At 40.0% G+C, this 15,038-nt stretch carries 13 protein-coding genes; 8 read left to right on the top strand and 5 right to left on the bottom strand.

Annotation, left to right across the window (positions count from 1 at the left end; translation table 11 throughout):
- Positions 1-98: 98 nt before the first annotated feature.
- The 7 genes from DBU79_RS02140 (at position 99) to DBU79_RS02115 (ending at position 8,778) form a co-directional block, all read left to right on the top strand.
- Complete coding sequence (locus tag DBU79_RS02140; RefSeq protein WP_154411412.1) at positions 99-1,340, top strand: NupC/NupG family nucleoside CNT transporter; 1,242 nt, start codon at positions 99-101, stop codon at positions 1,338-1,340.
- A 28-nt stretch (positions 1,341-1,368) separates the two neighbouring features.
- Positions 1,369-2,610, top strand: coding sequence for a phosphopentomutase (locus DBU79_RS02135; RefSeq protein WP_154411411.1), 1,242 nt, complete (start codon positions 1,369-1,371; stop codon positions 2,608-2,610).
- Complete coding sequence (gene deoD, locus DBU79_RS02130; RefSeq protein WP_000187683.1) at positions 2,607-3,308, top strand: purine-nucleoside phosphorylase; 702 nt, start codon at positions 2,607-2,609, stop codon at positions 3,306-3,308. Before DBU79_RS02135 ends, deoD begins: the two co-directional genes overlap by 4 nt.
- Positions 3,309-3,397: 89 nt before the next feature.
- Positions 3,398-3,583 carry a hypothetical protein gene (locus DBU79_RS08025; RefSeq protein ID WP_326731049.1) on the top strand — a complete coding sequence of 62 codons (186 nt, stop codon included), beginning with the start codon at positions 3,398-3,400 and terminating at the stop codon, positions 3,581-3,583.
- A 179-nt stretch (positions 3,584-3,762) separates the two neighbouring features.
- Complete coding sequence (hopQ, locus tag DBU79_RS02125; protein ID WP_154411410.1) at positions 3,763-5,688, top strand: Hop family adhesin HopQ; 1,926 nt, start codon at positions 3,763-3,765, stop codon at positions 5,686-5,688.
- Positions 5,689-6,117: 429 nt separating this feature from the next.
- A complete protein-coding gene (locus DBU79_RS02120) occupies positions 6,118-7,425 on the top strand; it encodes an NCS2 family permease (RefSeq protein ID WP_154411409.1) in 1,308 nt (435 codons plus the stop codon).
- 129 nt (positions 7,426-7,554) lie between these two features.
- The gene (locus DBU79_RS02115; protein ID WP_154411408.1) at positions 7,555-8,778 is read left to right on the top strand and encodes a sugar MFS transporter; all 1,224 of its coding nucleotides are present in this window, start codon (positions 7,555-7,557) and stop codon (positions 8,776-8,778) included.
- A gap of 231 nt (positions 8,779-9,009) precedes the next feature.
- On the opposite strand, the gene DBU79_RS02110 is transcribed toward DBU79_RS02115, so the two are convergent.
- The 5 genes from DBU79_RS02110 to DBU79_RS02090 form a co-directional block, all read right to left on the bottom strand.
- On the bottom strand, positions 9,010-9,561 hold the full coding sequence (locus DBU79_RS02110) for a hypothetical protein (RefSeq protein ID WP_120800770.1): 552 nt from the start codon (positions 9,559-9,561) through the stop codon (positions 9,010-9,012).
- A gap of 120 nt (positions 9,562-9,681) precedes the next feature.
- A complete protein-coding gene (locus DBU79_RS02105) occupies positions 9,682-10,515 on the bottom strand; it encodes a transporter substrate-binding domain-containing protein (protein ID WP_154411407.1) in 834 nt (277 codons plus the stop codon).
- Positions 10,516-10,563: 48 nt separating this feature from the next.
- The gene (locus DBU79_RS02100) at positions 10,564-11,310 is read right to left on the bottom strand and encodes an amino acid ABC transporter ATP-binding protein (RefSeq protein ID WP_154411406.1); all 747 of its coding nucleotides are present in this window, start codon (positions 11,308-11,310) and stop codon (positions 10,564-10,566) included.
- Position 11,311: 1 nt separating this feature from the next.
- Positions 11,312-11,983: an amino acid ABC transporter permease gene (locus DBU79_RS02095; protein WP_134890128.1), complete on the bottom strand. Its 672-nt coding sequence runs from the start codon at positions 11,981-11,983 to the stop codon at positions 11,312-11,314.
- Between the two features lies 1 nt (position 11,984).
- On the bottom strand, positions 11,985-12,638 hold the full coding sequence (locus tag DBU79_RS02090; RefSeq protein ID WP_154411405.1) for an amino acid ABC transporter permease: 654 nt from the start codon (positions 12,636-12,638) through the stop codon (positions 11,985-11,987).
- 179 nt (positions 12,639-12,817) lie between these two features.
- Between DBU79_RS02090 and DBU79_RS02085 the strand changes: the two genes are divergently transcribed.
- The gene (locus DBU79_RS02085; protein WP_195834207.1) at positions 12,818-14,911 is read left to right on the top strand and encodes a carbon starvation CstA family protein; all 2,094 of its coding nucleotides are present in this window, start codon (positions 12,818-12,820) and stop codon (positions 14,909-14,911) included.
- Positions 14,912-15,038 lie beyond the last annotated feature (127 nt).

Genomic DNA, 15,038 nt, shown 5'->3' with positions numbered 1-15,038 from the left:
GATTTAATCTTCATTTAATATCCGTTTAATCTTTTTTTTAGCAAATCTAAACTACAATAACTCTGCATCTTTTAATTTCTTACATTAGGGATTTGACGATGATTTTTAGCTCTCTTTTTAGTGTTGTAGGGATGGCGGTGCTTTTTCTTATTGCTTGGGTGTTTTCTAGCAATAAAAGGGCTATTAATTATCGCACGATTATTAGCGCGTTTGTGATCCAGGTGGCTTTAGGGGCGTTGGCTTTATATGTGCCTTTGGGTAGGGAAATGCTGCAAGGTTTAGCCAGTGGCATACAAAGCGTGATCGGTTATGGCTATGAAGGGGTGCGTTTCTTATTTGGCAATCTCGCTCCAAACACTAAGGGCGATCAAGGGATAGGAGGCTTTATCTTTGCGATCAATGTTTTAGCGATCATTATCTTTTTTGCTAGCTTGATTTCACTTCTATACTATTTAAAAATCATGCCTTTAGTGATCAATCTCATCGGTGGGGCGTTGCAAAAATGCCTAGGCACTTCTAAAGCAGAAAGCATGAGCGCAGCGGCTAATATTTTTGTAGCGCACACAGAAGCGCCCTTAGTCATTAAACCTTATTTGAAAAGCATGAGCGATTCAGAGATTTTTGCGGTCATGTGCGTGGGCATGGCTAGCGTTGCGGGGCCTGTGTTAGCCGGGTATGCGAGCATGGGCATTCCTTTGCCTTATTTAATAGCCGCTTCGTTTATGTCCGCTCCTGGGGGTTTGTTGTTCGCTAAAATCATTTACCCGCAAAACGAAACCATTTCTAGCCATGCAGATGCTTCTGTAGAAAAGCATGTCAACGCCATAGAAGCTATCGCTAATGGGGCAAGCACAGGGCTAAATTTAGCTTTGCATGTGGGAGCGATGCTTTTAGCCTTTGTGGGGATGCTCGCGCTCATTAACGGGCTTTTAGGGGTTGTAGGGGGGTTTTTAGGCATGGAGCATTTGTCTTTAGGGTTAATTTTAGGCACGCTCTTAAAACCTTTAGCTTTTATGCTAGGCATTCCTTGGAGTCAGGCCGGGATTGCTGGAGAAATCATAGGCATTAAAATCGCGCTCAATGAATTTGTGGGCTATATGCAATTTTTACCTTATTTGGGCGATAACCCTCCTCTAATCTTGAGCGAGAAAACTAAAGCGATCATCACTTTTGCGTTGTGCGGGTTTGCTAATTTAAGTTCAGTCGCTATGCTCATTGGAGGGCTTGGCAGTTTAGTGCCTAAAAAGAAAGATCTCATTGTAAGGCTTGCTTTAAAAGCGGTGCTTGTAGGCACGCTTTCTAATTTCATGAGCGCGACTATCGCTGGGTTATTCATATAGGGCTAAACGCTCATTAAAAGGACAAAACATGCAAAAAAGAGTGGTAATCTTATTATTGGATTCTTTTGGTATAGGGGCTAGTGAAGACGCTAGAGATTTTGGCGATTTGGGGGCGAACACTTTAGGCAATATCGCTAAGGCTTGTTTCAACAACCTGGCTGATTCTAACGATCGCCATGGGGTTTTGAAACTGCCTTATTTAGAGAGTTTGGGTTTAGGGTTGAGCACTTTAAAAGCCGCCAATGAATTGCCCTTAGGCTTTGAGTCTAAACCTAATTTAATAGGGGCTTACACTTATGCGCAGGAACTTTCTAGCGCTAAGGATACGATTTCTGGGCATTGGGAGATGATGGGCGCACCCGTTCTTTTTGAATGGGGGTATTTTAAAGACAAAAACAATTCCTTCCCTAAAGAAATTTTAGATGAAATTATGCGTAAAACTAAGATTAAGGGCTATTTAGGGAATTGCCACGCATCAGGGACAGAAATCATTAAAGATTTAGGCGAAAAGCATTTAGAAACTCTATACCCCATTTTTTACACTTCAGCGGATTCAGTGTTTCAAATCGCTGCACATGAAGAAAAATTTGGATTGGATAATCTTTATACTCTTTGTGAAGAAGCGTTTCACATTCTAGAGCCTTTAAAGATCGCTAGAGTGATCGCAAGGCCCTTTATTGGCGCAAATAGAGAGAATTTCAAACGCACCGCTAACCGCAAAGACTATGCGATAAAGCCCCATAAAAAATTGCTTTTTGAAAAATTCATTGAAGAAAAGCAAGGCGAAGTCATTAGCATTGGAAAAATCGCTGATATTTACGCCCATGTGGGGATCACTCAAAAGTTCAAAGCCGGTAGTTTAATGGAGCTATGCGATGTTACTTTAGAGCAGGTCAAAAACGCTCAAAACAACAGCTTGATTTTTACGAATTTTGTGCATTTTGATAGCGATTATGGGCATAGGCGCGATATTAGCGGGTATGCTAACGCTTTAGAGTATTTTGATACGCGTTTAAAAGAGGTTTTAGAAAATTTAAGGGAAAACGATTTGCTCATTCTTTGCGCCGATCATGGGTGCGATCCCAGCTTTAAAGGCACGGATCACACCCGAGAATACATTCCTGTTTTGTTCTATCATAAAGATTTGCAACCAGCCTTTTTAGGCAAGAGCGAGTCGTTTGCGGATATTGGGCAAAGCATTGCCCACTTTTTGGGATTAAGCCCCTTAGATTATGGCAAAAACTTATTAAACTTTAAAGGACAATCATGACCCCTCACATCAACGCCAAAATCGGCGATTTTTATCCTCAATGCCTTTTATGCGGCGATCCTTTAAGGGTGAGCTACATTGCGAAAAAATTTTTACAAGACGCCAAAGAGATCACGAATGTGCGTAACATGCTAGGCTTTAGCGGGAAGTATAAGGGTAAGGGGATTTCTTTAATGGGGCATGGCATGGGCATTGCGTCATGCACGATTTATGTAACAGAGCTCATTAAAACCTATCAGGTTAAAGAGCTTTTAAGGATTGGCACTTGCGGGGCGATTAGCCCAAAAGTTGGCTTGAAAGACATCATCATGGCGATGGGGGCTTCAACGGATTCTAAAACCAATCGGGTGCGTTTTTTAAACCACGATTTGAGCGCAACGCCTGATTTTGAATTGAGTTTAAGAGCGTATCAAACAGCGAAGCGTTTGGGTATTGACTTGAAAGTGGGCAATGTCTTTTCAAGCGATTTTTTCTATTCCTTTGAAACGCATGCCTTTGATTTAATGGCCCAATACAACCACTTGGCTATTGAAATGGAAGCGGCAGGGTTATACGCCACGGCGATGGAATTGAGCGCTAAGGCTTTATGCTTATGCTCGGTTTCAGATCACTTAATCACTAAAGAAGCCTTAAGCCCTAAAGAAAGGGTAGAAAGCTTTGATAACATGATAATTTTGGCTTTAGAGATGATGGGCTAACGATCTTTTTAAACTTTATTTTTTGCCCCCATAAGTTAAGGATAAACTTTAAAGGAAAACCCTTAAAGCTAAAAGCCTTAAGGGAACTTTTGAAAAACAAAAGCTATCGTTTTACAGTCAATAAAACAACAACTTTACACCCCAAAAACGAAATTTCAAGGTATAATATTTTCCAAGAGTTTTTGCCATGTTTGGTAGCCATGACAAACTCCTTTTATGGATTTATCCCCATAATCCGACTTATGGGGGTGTTTATTTTACAACAATCTTTCTAAAAACCAAATCCCAACTACCCAATCAAATAAAAACACTCTTAAAAGCTTGATTGAACATGTCAAAACACCCTAAAACTTTTTTTGAAATTCAATAAATTTATGCTACAATTAAACTAATTGTAAATAAATTCTCATTTTTATACATTTTGCAATTAAAACATTACTTTAAGGAACATTTTATGAAAAAAATGAAAAAAACGATTTTGCTTTCTCTAACTCTTGCGGCGTCATTGCTCCATGCTGAAGACAACGGCGCTTTTTTAAGCGTGGGTTATCAAATCGGTGAAGCGGTTCAAAAAGTGAAAAACGCCGACAAGGTGCAAAAACTTTCAGACTCTTATGAAAAATTAAGCAGGCTTTTAACCAACGATAATGGATCAGGTTCAAAGACAAGCGCGCAAGCGATCAACCAAGCGGTTAATAATTTGAACGAACGCGCAAAGAAATTAACCAGTGGGACGACCCAATCTCCTGCTTATCAAGCCACGCTTTTAGCGTTAAGATCGGTGTTAGGGCTATGGAATAGCATGGGTTATGCGGTCATATGTGGAGGTTATATCAAAAGTCCAGGAGAAAACAATCAAAAAAATTTCCACTACACCGATGAGAATGGCAACGGCACTACAATCAATTGCGGTGGGAGCACAAATAGTAATGGCACTCATAGTTCTAATGGCACAAATACATTAAAAGCAGACAAAAATGTTTCTCTATCTATTAAGCAATACGAAGAAATTCATGAAGCCTATCAGATTCTTTCAAAAGCTTTAAAACAAGCCGGGCTTGCTCCTTTAAATAGCAAAGGGGAAAAATTAGAAGCGCATGTAACCACTTCAGTGGATCAACAAAATAATCAAACTAAAACGACAACTTCTGTGATCGATACAACAAATGGTGCACAAAATCTTTTAACTTACGCGCAAACGATCGTCAATACTCTAAAAGATTATTGCCCCATGTTGATAGCGAAATCTAGTAGTGGAAGTAGTGGCGGAGCTGCTACAAGCACCCCTTCATGGCAAACAGCCGGTGGTGGCAAAAATTCATGCGAGACTTTTGGCAAAGAGTTTAGCGCTGCTTCAGACATGCTCAATAACGCGCAAGAAATCGTTAAAAAAACCCAACAACTTAACGCCAACCAACCAAAAAATATCACCCAACCCAATAACTTCAACCTTAATACCCCTAGCAGTCTTACGGCTTTAGCTCAAAAAATGCTTAAAAACGCGCAATCTCAAGCAGAAATTTTAAAGCTGGCTAATCAAGTGAGGAGCGACTATAACAAATTTTCTTCAGGCCATCTTAAAGACTACATAGGAAAATGCGATGCGAGCGGCATAAGCAGCACGAATATGACAATGCAAAATCAAAAGAGCAATTGGGGGAACGGTTGCGCGGGCGTGGAAGAAACTCTGTCTTCATTAAAAACAAGCGCCGCTGATTTTAACAACCAAACGCCTCAAATCAATCAAGAGCAAAACCTAGCCAATACCCTTATTCAAGAACTTGGCAACAACCCTTTTAAGAATATGGGCATGATCGCTTCTTCAGCCACGAATAACGGCGCCTTGAATGGCTTTGGCGTGCAAGCGGGTTATAAGCAATTTTTTGGCAAAAAGAAAAGATGGGGGTTAAGGTATTATGGTTTCTTTGATTACAACCACGCCTATATCAAATCCAATTTCTTTAACTCGGCTTCTGATGTTTGGACTTATGGGGTGGGTAGTGATTTATTGTTTAATTTCATCAACGATAAAAAAACCAACTTTTTAGGAAAGAACAACCATTTTTCTATGGGGCTTTTTGGAGGCATTGCCTTAGCAGGGACTTCATGGCTTAATTCTCAATTCGTGAATTTAAAAACCGTCAGCAATGTCTATAGCGCTAAAGTGAATACGGCCAACTTCCAATTTTTATTCAATTTAGGCTTGAGAACCAATCTCGCTAGACCTAAGAAAAAAGATAGCCATCATGCGGCTCAACATGGCATGGAATTGGGCGTGAAAATCCCTACCATTAACACGAATTACTATTCTTTTCTAGGCACTAAACTAGAATACCGAAGGCTTTATAGCGTGTATCTCAATTATGTGTTCGCTTATTAAAAACCTTCTTTTTTAAAAAAAGGGGGGGGTTAAATTTCTAAAAAATCTCTGAAGTTAAAAATTTTCAAAAAACAATGATTAAACTCTAAAAATGAAATTTCAAGGTATAATACTTTCGCCACTTTTAATTTTCCATGGCAAACTCCTTTTTAGAATTTATCCCCATAATTGTGCTTATGGGGGCGTTTGTTTTACAACAATCTTTTCAAATTTAAAAAACGCTCTCTTTAAAAACCATTAAAGAGTAAAATGACCTTACAAGATGAGCTTTTTTGTGATTTTCATTAAAAAAAGGGTTTTTTACTCACTTCTCTTGATTTAAACAACACAATCAAGCGTCTTAAGGCAATTTAAAATAAAATAGCGCTAGCATAACCCCAAAGCCCCTTATTAAATTAATCTATACCAAATAGTAAGGAGTTATCTAACATGGGGTTTTTCAAGCTTAAAGAGCACAACACGAACATCGCCACCGAGTTTAGAGCGGGTTTAACGACCTTTATCACCATGATTTACATCGTGCCCTTAAACGCTCTTATCCTTTCTCACGCCAACATGCCTTATGAAGCCCTTTTGAGTGCAACAGCCATTATCACTATCTTATCGAGCGTGTTTAACGGGTTGTGGGCAAACACCCCCATCGCTATGAGCGTGGGATTAGGGTTGTCAGCTTATTTTAGCTTTGGGTTGGTTCAAGGGTTAAAACTCCCTTGGCAGAGCGCTTTAGGCATCGTAGCACTCTCTGGAGCGATTTTTGTGATCCTGTCTTTCACTAAATTTAGAAGTTGGGTCATGCGAAGCATTCCTAGCGATTTAAGGCGTGCGGTGAGCGCAGGGATAGGGGCTTTTATCGCATTTATTGGCCTTAAAGAAATGCATATTGTAGTTACCCATAAGGCTACGCTTGTAACTTTAGGCGATTTTAGCGATCCGCATGTGTTATTGGGGGTTGTGGGGATTGTTTTAACTTTTGCGCTCTACACGCTCAAAATCAAGGGTTCTTTTATTATAGCGGTCTTAATCACTTCCATTCTCGCATGGGTTTTAAAGCTGGCTCCTTACCCTAGCGAATTTTTTTCCATGCCCGCTAGCATTAGCCCTATCGCCTTTCAATTAGACTTTAAGGGCATTTTTTTTGATGCGAGTGGGGCTTTCACTTTAGCGTTAGTGCCAGTCATCATCACTTTTTTTGTAACCGATTTGTTTGATTCCTTAGGCACGCTTGCAGGGATTGGCCACAAGACTGATTTTTTCAATGATGAAGAAAAAAACAAGGAATTAGAAAGGACTTTAGAAGCGGATGCGGTGGCTTCCTTAGGGAGCGCGGTGGTGGGCGTTTCTACTACGACCGCTTTTATAGAGAGCGCAAGTGGGGTTGAAGAGGGGGGTCGCACAGGGCTTACAGTGGTTTTTACCGGGCTATTTTTTGTTTTAACGCTCTTTTGCTTGCCTCTTTTAAAAGCCATTCCCAGCAATGCGATTTACCCGGTGCTAGTGATAGTAGGGGTTTTGATGTTTAGCGTGTTAGAGGGGGTGAATTTTAAAGACATGGCCACTAGCGTTTCCACTTTTTTAACCGTGGTGATGATGCCTTTAACCTTCTCTATTACCGATGGCTTAGCCTTTGGCTTTTTGTCTTATGGTATCATCAAATTAGTTCAAAAAGACTTCAAAGCCATCAATTCGGGCATTATCATTCTCTGCATCATTTCTGTTTCTGTATTTATCTTTCGTTAAGCTCTTTTTAAAGAGCTTTGTATTTTTTACCCATTTTGTGGCTTTTTTCCTTAATTTGGGTAATTTATTATCTCAAAACAATTACAATAGCATTATTATTATTGTATCAGTTCAATAAAAGGAAATGGTATGCAAAAAACTTCTAACACCTTGGCGCTGGGGAGTTTAACAGCGTTATTCTTCTTAATGGGTTTTATCACGGTTTTAAACGATATTTTAATCCCACATTTAAAACCCATTTTTGACTTGACCTATTTTGAAGCTTCGCTCATTCAATTTTGCTTTTTTGGGGCGTATTTCATCATGGGAGGCGTTTTTGGGAATGTGATCAGTAAAATTGGCTACCCTTTTGGCGTGGTGCTTGGCTTTGTGATCACAGCGAGCGGGTGCGCGTTGTTTTATCCGGCGGCGCATTTTGGCTCTTACGGGTTTTTCTTGGGTGCGTTGTTTATTTTAGCGAGCGGGATTGTGTGCTTGCAAACTGCCGGTAATCCCTTTGTAACCTTGCTTTCAAAAGGTAAAGAAGCCAGAAACCTGGTTTTAGTCCAGGCGTTCAATTCGCTTGGCACGACTTTAGGACCTATTTTTGGGAGCTTGTTGATTTTTAGCACGACTAAAATGGGCGATAATGCAAGTTTGATAGACAAATTAGCGGACGCTAAAAGCGTTCAAATGCCTTATTTGGGCTTGGCGGCGTTTTCGCTTCTTTTAGCGCTCATCATGTATCTTTTGAAATTGCCTGATGTGGAAAAAGAAATGCCCAAAGAAACGACTCAAAAAAGCCTATTTTCGCACAAACACTTTGTTCTTGGGGCTTTGGGGATCTTTTTTTATGTGGGCGGAGAAGTGGCGATTGGCTCGTTCTTGGTGCTAAGCTTTGAAAAGCTTTTGAATTTAGACCCTCAATCAAGCGCGCATTACTTGGTGTATTATTGGGGAGGCGCGATGGTGGGCCGTTTCTTGGGTAGCATTTTGATGAATAAAGTTGCCCCTAATAAATACCTGGCTTTCAACGCCTTAAGCTCTATTGTTCTCATTGCTTTAGCCATTATGATTGGAGGCAAGATCGCTTTATTCGCTCTGACTTTTGTGGGCTTTTTCAACTCTATCATGTTCCCTACAATCTTTTCTTTGGCTACGCTCAATTTAGGGCATCTCACTTCTAAGGCTTCTGGGGTGATTAGCATGGCGATTGTGGGAGGAGCGTTAATCCCCCCCATTCAAGGCGTGGTTACAGACATGCTAACAGCAACCGAGTCAAATCTGCTCTACGCTTATGGTGTGCCGTTATTGTGCTATTTTTATATCCTATTCTTTGCGCTTAAAGGGTATAAGCAAAAAGAAAACTCCTAAAAAAAGGGGGGGGGTTTCTCTTTTATTTTCTTTCTTTTTATTTCTTTCTTTTTGGCTTGTTTTTAAAAATGTAAAATGCTAAATAAGGTTTGATTGGTTAGCGTTTGAAATCAAAAAGGCATGCAAATTTTAAAATTTTTAAGATGCGATCACAAATACCCCCAACGAATAAGAAAAACCTCCCAACCACAAAAGATTAAGAGATTTTAAGAATGGAGCAAAGAATAAAGACTAGTAAATGGGTTTGGCGCCTTTGAATTTATATTCCGTAAGAAAACCGGTGCCATCAAAATTACCCACCAAAGAGATCTTTGCAATATCGCCCACTTGGCAATCGGTTTCTAAGATAAGATAAGGCACTTCATCTTTACCGATTAAAGTAACCACTCGGCCCTTTTTTTCACGGCTTTGCTTGGGAAACTCTTTAGAGTCAAGGCCTGTGGTGTTATCGCCGGTTTGGAGCATTCTAAAAGCATAGCACATGCCATCATTGATTTGAGCGCTATAAATTTTGCCTTTTTTAACTTCTTTTTTAACCCCCGGTTTGAGCGCGATGCGTATTTCTGAGTGGATCTCAGCTTCTTGCATTTTGCCTTTATAATCTCGCACCTGCACCTTATGTGTGCCATTAGGATCTCCCTTTTTAAGCAGAGAATCTTCATAGCTGAATTTTTGAATGTCTAAATCCCCATCAATAAAACTCCTAGCATCAAGCTGAACGCTCAAAAGCCCTAGCAACCCAACCAATGAAAATTTCAAACAACGCTTATAAAAATGACTCATCAACAAATCCTTTCAATGTAAAATCAAACAAATATATCTCAAAATGAAAAACAAAAAGATCACAAAATTGCTAATTTAGCAACAAAAACGCACTCTGTCAAGAAAACAAAGCCTAAAAAATCATTCAAAAATGATTTCTTCCGGTTTGATTCCATCGCCATAAACAGGCTCTAAAGTTTCCTTATAAGCTTCTTTTAAGAAGTCGCTAGAAATGAGGGAATCCATTTCGTTATTCAACCATTCTAAAAGCTTGGGGTTGCCTTTTTTAATCGCTGGAGCGATCACATCCTTATCGCCAAGGCTTGTAATGCCTAATTTAAACTCAGGGTGCTGTTTTATCCAAGCGAGCAATAAAGTGTTGTCATGGGCTAGAGCGATAGCCTTATTGTTTAAAAGGGCTAAAAAAGTCTCTGTGTTTTGCTCAAATTTCAAAAGTTTGATATTGGGGTAATTTTTAGTGAAATAAAAATCCGCTGTCGTGCCTTTATTCACAATCAACTCTTTATCTTTTAACTCTTCTATATTTTTAATGACCCCATCTTTAGAAATCACCCCTAAAGCGACTTTCATATACGGCTTAGCAAAATCCACGACTTTTTCTCTTTCTTTGGTGCGCGTGAAATTAGCCATGATAATATCCACTTTATTGGCTTTTAAAAATTCCACCCTAGCTGAAGCTTCTACAGGAATAAACTCAATCTTATTTTCATCGCCCAACAAATCAAAGGCCATGCGTTTGGCAATGACGACATCATAGCCTTGATATTGCCCTTTAGAATCCACAGAGCCAAAAGGAGGCTTATCGCTAAAGACCCCCACTTTTAAAACCCCTCTTTGTTTAATGACTTCTAAAGCGTCCTTTTTTTCTTTATGGCTATCAGAACATGCGCTAAAGACTAAAGCGATCAAAACTAAAAATAGTCCCCATACCTTAAAAAGCCCGTTTGTTTTCATAAAAACACCTTTTTTTGAAATTGAAATCATCTTTTTAGCAAACTTTATTTAACAGCTCCCTAAAAAATGAAAAGTTTCTAAAAATTTTTGCGCTCTTTGAGATTTCGGGTTATTAAAAAATTCTTTAGCGCTGTTTTCTTCAGCGATCTTACCGCTATCAAAAAACACGATTTTATGAGCGATTTTTTGCGCGAATTTCATTTCATGCGTTACAATCACCATGCTCATGCCCGTTGTGGCTAATTCTAAAATCACTTCTAAAACTTCTTTAACCATTTCAGGGTCTAAAGAGGCGGTTACTTCATCAAAAAGCATGATTTTTGGCCGCATGCACAAAGAACGCACGATCGCTACTCGTTGTTTTTGCCCGCCGCTCAATTCTTTAGGGTAAGCTTGTTGTTTATGCTCCAAACCCACTCGCTTTAAAAGCTCTACGGCTTGAGCAATGACCTCATCTTTGGATCGTTTTTGCACTTTTAAAGGAGCGAGTAAGATATTATCTAACACATTTAAATGCGGGAACAATTCATAATTTTGAAACACCATGCCTATTTTTTGGCGCATTTGATTCCAGTTAGTGGCTGGCGTATTAAGGTTAGTGTTTTCAAAAAGGATTTCACCTCCATCAATCTTTTCAAGCCCGTTTAGGCATTTTAAAAAAGTGCTTTTCCCGCACCCGCTAGGCCCTAAAATCACTGCCACTTCACCCTTATTTAAAGTGAAATTGATGCCGTCTAAAACCAAATGGTTTTGATAGGTTTTTTTTAACCCTTTGGTTTCTAAAATCACGCTCATTTTACCCTCTAATGTATTGGAATTTTTTTTCTAAATAGGAACTATACAGGCTCAAACTATAGCATAAACTAAAATAAAACATTAAGATAACGCCATAAACCACAAAGCTCGCATTAGGCATGCGTAAGAGGTTAAGCTCTATGATTTGCTGGCCCACTTTTAGCAAATCAATCGCTCCAATGAGAGAGACTAAGGCTGTGGTTTTAATCATGCGCGTGAATAAATTAAGGCTTGAGGGCAATAAAGACAAAAAGCTTTGAGGGAAAATAATATTAAAAATCACCTTTTTTGAATCCATGCCTAAAGCTAGAGCGCTTTCTACTTGGTGTTTGCTCACGGAAGTTAAAACCCCTCTAGTCAAATCCATCATTTCAGCGCCCCCCCACAAGCTAAAAACAATAACGCTCGCCAAAACCGCGCTAATATGCAAATCAAACCAGCTCGCTAACCCAAAATACACGATAAACAGCCATGCTAAAAGCGGGATAATACGAATGCTTTCTAAATACACACGACACGCTAAAACCACTATTTTAGAGCCAAACGCCATTAAGCTCCCTAAAAGCATTCCAACAATGATTGAAATCATTGCAGAGATAAGAGCGATCAAAAGGGTGATCTCAAACCCTTCTAACAAACGCTTGAGATTGTCTAATTCTAACAAAACTCCCATTTTAAGCCACTTTCTTTTTAAAAAAACGCTCTAAGATCACAAACAAAACGCTTAAAGGGAGTAAAGCGATCAAATAAGCGGCGCTTAACATCAAAAGGCTTTCAGTCGTTTTGTAATAAATGCCAATAAAATCTTTCGCCACAAACATGATATCGGTTAGGGCTATCGCGCCCACCACCGAAGTTTCTTTGAGTAAAAAAATCACATTCGCCCCTATGGAAGGCATGGAAACGCTTAAGCTTTGAGGCAGAATAATATAATACATCATTTTCAAAGGGCCAAACCCTAAACTCAAAGCGCTTTCTCTTTGAATGGAAGCTAGACTCTTAAACCCAAGCAAAAAACTTTGACTCATATACCCCCCACCCAAAAACCCTAACGCTAAAACCGCACATTCTAAAGCGCTCAAACCGATTTCATTCAACCCGTAATACAAAAAGAAAAGCTGGATGAGCAGGGGCGTGTTCCTGGCGATTTCGCCATAGATATAGACAATAGGAGAGAGAAAGCGCGTTTTAAAATACAAAATGATCGCACACAAAAACCCCACCAAAAGAGAGAGCAAAATCCCAAAAAAAGAAATATAAAGCGTGAGTTCTAATCCCTTAAAAAACGCAGGGATGGAGTGAAACATAAAATCCCAATCTAATGCCATAACGCTATACCTTAAAATTAATGACGCTTTAAAGCATCATGTTTAAAACGGCTCTTACTTGCCCTAATTGTTAGAAGTTTGGAAAACCCAAGCCTTTATGCGGAAAGTTTATGAGCTATTTTGCCACTATTCAAAGAAAATTTGGATTATAATAAAAAAACTGGCTGAAATTAACAATAATGGTTAAACAACCATTAAATGGAGAGAACATGCAAAAAAGTTTAGTTTCTTTGGCTTGGGTTGTTGCCGCTATTTTAGGGGCGATCTGTTTAGGGGTGTTAGCCTTACACAAGGGCGAGAGCATTAACACGCTATGGCTTGTAGTAGCGAGCGCTTGCATTTATAGCATAGGCTATCGTTTTTATAGCCATTTTATCGCTTATAGGGTGTTAAAGCTAGATGATAACAGAGCCACGCCCGCATGCGTAAGGAATGATGGCAGGGATTTTGTGCCAACCGATAAAGCGATCACTTTTGGGCATCATTTCGCCGCTATTGCTGGGGCTGGCCCTTTAGTAGGCCCAATACTAGCCGCTCAAATGGGTTACTTGCCCTCTATCTTATGGATTTTGATAGGCTCGGTTTTAGGGGGTTGCGTGCATGATTTTGTGGTGCTTTTTGCTTCCATTAGGCGCGATGGCAAGTCTTTAGGCGAAATGATCAAGCTTGAAATGGGCCAATTTGTAGGTATGATCGCAAGTTTGGGTATTTTAGGGATCATGCTCATTATCATTGCGATTTTAGCGATGGTGGTGGTGAAGGCTTTAGCGCATTCGCCTTGGGGCTTTTTTACGATTGCTATGACCATTCCCATTGCGATTCTTATGGGGCTTTACATGCGGTTTTTCAGGCCGCATAAGATTTTAGAAGTTTCTATTATCGGCTTTATCTTATTGATTATAGCGATTTATGCGGGTAAATATGTTTCTTTAGATCCTAAACTAGCGTCAATATTCACCTTTGATTCTAGTTCTTTAGCGTGGATGATCATGGGCTATGGTTTTGTGGCTTCTATTTTACCGGTATGGTTTTTACTCGCTCCACGAGATTATTTAAGCACTTTTTTAAAAATTGGCGTTATAGGGGTGTTGGTTGTGGCGATTATTTTTGTCGCTCCGCCTTTACAAATCCCTAAAATCACGCCCTTTGTAGATGGCAGTGGGCCTGTGTTTGCAGGAAGCGTGTTCCCTTTCTTGTTTATCACGGTGGCTTGTGGGACGATTAGCGGCTTTCATGCTTTAATTTCTTCAGGCACGACCCCTAAAATGCTCGCTAAAGAAAGCGACGCAAGGCTAGTGGGCTATGGCTCTATGGTGATGGAGAGCGTTGTGGCTCTTATGGCGTTAGTGTGCGCAGGGATTTTACACCCAGGGCTTTATTTCGCTATCAATTCGCCAGAAGTGAGCATCGGTAAAGATATAGCTGATGCGGCTTCGGTGATTAGCTCATGGGGGTTTAGTATCAGCGCTGAAGAAATCAGTGAGATGACCAAAAATATCGGTGAAAGCTCCATTTTGAGCCGCACCGGTGGGGCGCCCACTTTTGCGATTGGTTTAGCGATGATTGTGTATCACATTTTAGGGGATCCAAGCGTGATGGCGTTTTGGTATCATTTTGCGATCTTGTTTGAAGCTTTGTTTATTTTAACCGCTGTGGATGCTGGCACACGAACCGCTCGTTTCATGATCCAAGATTTGCTCGGTAATGTTTATAAGCCTTTGGGCAATCTTAGCTCTTATAAGGCTGGGATTTTTGCCACTCTTTTGTGCGTGGCGGGGTGGGGGTATTTCTTGTATCAAGGCACGATTGATCCTAAAGGGGGGATTTATACGCTATGGCCTTTATTTGGCGTGAGCAATCAGATGTTAGCGGGCATGGCGTTGTTGTTGGTTACGGTGGTGTTGTTTAAAATGGGGCGTTTTAAGGGGGCGATGATAAGCGCTTTGCCGGCAGTTTTGATTTTATCCATCACTTTTTATAGCGGTATTTTAAAGGTGATGCCAAAGAGTAATGATAGCGTGCTGAATAATGTTTCGCATGTGGCGCAAATGCAAATCATCAAAGAAAAAATCGCGCTCACTACCGATGAAAAAGCGTTAAAAACGCTCCAAAAATCCTTTTTTAACCACGCTATTGATGCGATTTTGTGCGTGTTTTTCATGCTTGTAGCGCTGCTGGTTTTAATAGTGAGCGTTAGGATTTGCTCAAACGCTTATTTTAAAAATCAAATTTACCCGCCATTGGCTGAAACGCCCTATATCAAAGCCACTTGAATAAAAAAAGGGGTTTTAACCCCCCTTTAAATCCATGGAAAAAAGTTTGATTTTGTTTGTGGAAGTGTGCAAACACTAAAGGTGTTTGGGATTTCTGTTTTTGGTTCTTAAAAAGCTATCGCTTGAT

The organism is Helicobacter pylori (assembly GCF_009689985.1).
GTDB lineage: Bacteria > Campylobacterota > Campylobacteria > Campylobacterales > Helicobacteraceae > Helicobacter > Helicobacter pylori_CG.
This window is presented reverse-complemented; position numbering and strand designations above follow the sequence as displayed.

Coding starts and splice junctions, on each gene's coding strand:
- hopQ (WP_154411410.1), top strand. CDS start 3,763: ATGAAAAAAATGAAAAAAACGATTTTGCTTTCTCTAACTCTTGCGGCG.
- deoD (WP_000187683.1), top strand. CDS start 2,607: ATGACCCCTCACATCAACGCCAAAATCGGCGATTTTTATCCTCAATGC.
- DBU79_RS02110 (WP_120800770.1), bottom strand. CDS start 9,561: ATGAGTCATTTTTATAAGCGTTGTTTGAAATTTTCATTGGTTGGGTTG.
- DBU79_RS02115 (WP_154411408.1), top strand. CDS start 7,555: ATGCAAAAAACTTCTAACACCTTGGCGCTGGGGAGTTTAACAGCGTTA.
- DBU79_RS02105 (WP_154411407.1), bottom strand. CDS start 10,515: ATGAAAACAAACGGGCTTTTTAAGGTATGGGGACTATTTTTAGTTTTG.
- DBU79_RS02135 (WP_154411411.1), top strand. CDS start 1,369: ATGCAAAAAAGAGTGGTAATCTTATTATTGGATTCTTTTGGTATAGGG.
- DBU79_RS02090 (WP_154411405.1), bottom strand. CDS start 12,638: ATGGCATTAGATTGGGATTTTATGTTTCACTCCATCCCTGCGTTTTTT.
- DBU79_RS02120 (WP_154411409.1), top strand. CDS start 6,118: ATGGGGTTTTTCAAGCTTAAAGAGCACAACACGAACATCGCCACCGAG.
- DBU79_RS02140 (WP_154411412.1), top strand. CDS start 99: ATGATTTTTAGCTCTCTTTTTAGTGTTGTAGGGATGGCGGTGCTTTTT.
- DBU79_RS02095 (WP_134890128.1), bottom strand. CDS start 11,983: ATGGGAGTTTTGTTAGAATTAGACAATCTCAAGCGTTTGTTAGAAGGG.
- DBU79_RS02100 (WP_154411406.1), bottom strand. CDS start 11,310: ATGAGCGTGATTTTAGAAACCAAAGGGTTAAAAAAAACCTATCAAAAC.
- DBU79_RS02085 (WP_195834207.1), top strand. CDS start 12,818: ATGGTTAAACAACCATTAAATGGAGAGAACATGCAAAAAAGTTTAGTT.